General features: G+C 40.4%; 2 protein-coding genes. Both read left to right on the top strand.

Annotation, left to right across the window (positions count from 1 at the left end; all coding sequences use genetic code 11):
• A partial coding sequence (locus tag IDZ20_RS05800; protein WP_188150485.1) for an RHS repeat-associated core domain-containing protein occupies positions 1-644 on the top strand: 644 nt, incomplete at its 5' end.
• Positions 644-1,036, top strand: a complete 393-nt coding sequence (locus IDZ20_RS05805) for a hypothetical protein (protein ID WP_188150486.1) — start codon at positions 644-646, stop codon at positions 1,034-1,036. The genes IDZ20_RS05800 and IDZ20_RS05805, both read left to right, overlap by 1 nt.
• Positions 1,037-1,193: the final 157 nt, after the last annotated feature.

Raw genomic sequence — 1,193 nt, forward strand, 5'->3', positions numbered from 1 at the left:
ACAACCGGCATCGGTATTACAATCCCGGTACCGGCCAGTTTATAAGCCAAGACCCGATTGGGTTGTTGGGTGGGGTGAATTGTTATCAGTATGCGCCGAATCCTGTCACTTGGATTGATCCTTATGGTCTGAGTTGTAAGGAAAATACTTGGAACGAATTTCAGAAGGATCACAAAGGACAATTTAGTAACTCTAAAGATGCCGCTGCCGCATATGCCGATTTAAAGCAAAAACAATCTCCGTGGCCTCACGGTTACGATCCCGCCTCAAATGTCAGAACAATGCAGCCAGGTGAAACTTTCAACATGATTGTTGATAAGAACATGGAAGATGTGCCAGGAAGATTTGGCACAACCGATAATATTGTTAATACGCAGTATGGCCGACAAAACTTAGCAATTAAAGAAGAATGGAAGCCAACGCTTGATAATGTAGTGACTTACAAAGTAAGAAAGCCTTTCGATGTTTATGAAGGTCCAGTGGGACCCCAAATAGATGGCAGCACTTATTTAAAGGGCGGTGGATCTCAAATCACCTTTAAAGACCCTAAAGTGTCTTGGGCTAACGCCAGGCCAAACGAATATAACGACTTTACTAATGATCCATACTTAGAAATTGTTGATATTAAAAAGCTGGATAATTAATGAATATTAAATTCGAAAAAAAGGGAGAAGGTAAAAACGCTTTTACAATTTTGTCATGGGAACTTGAAGGCAAGCTGTTTTCTCTTGAATTTTCAACGATAGCTAGGCCCGTTTATTCGGCTGTAGCTAAGCGTGTGTACGTTAGTGAATATATGAAATCCTCCATTTACGTTTACTCAGAGAGTGGAGAATTATTGAAAAAATACAGAATACCAGAAAAAGACGGTTATCAGTTTAGGGGATTGAACCCGAACAAAAAGTCATGCACTGGGGTATCGTTACTTTATTTTCCTATTAGGGATGATGTTGGTAATAAATGGGGCGATATTGAACAATACGAGTTGTTGGATAATGATCCACCTTTAGGTGAATTTATTGATATATATCGCTAGCTCGTTGTGTGAGGTATTGGTGAGCAAACTTACGCTGTACCACCCTCAGTCTGAACCTCCAGAATAGAGGGGTCAAGCCTTACATTTGACATTGAGGTACTATCAAGACACCCACTCTAAAGAAAGCGCCGGATCATTTTAATGTTGAGCCTGTTTG

The sequence above is a fragment of the Teredinibacter waterburyi genome (assembly GCF_001922985.1).
Lineage (GTDB): Bacteria > Pseudomonadota > Gammaproteobacteria > Pseudomonadales > Cellvibrionaceae > Teredinibacter > Teredinibacter waterburyi.

Coding starts and splice junctions, on each gene's coding strand:
- IDZ20_RS05805 (WP_188150486.1), top strand. CDS start 644: ATGAATATTAAATTCGAAAAAAAGGGAGAAGGTAAAAACGCTTTTACA.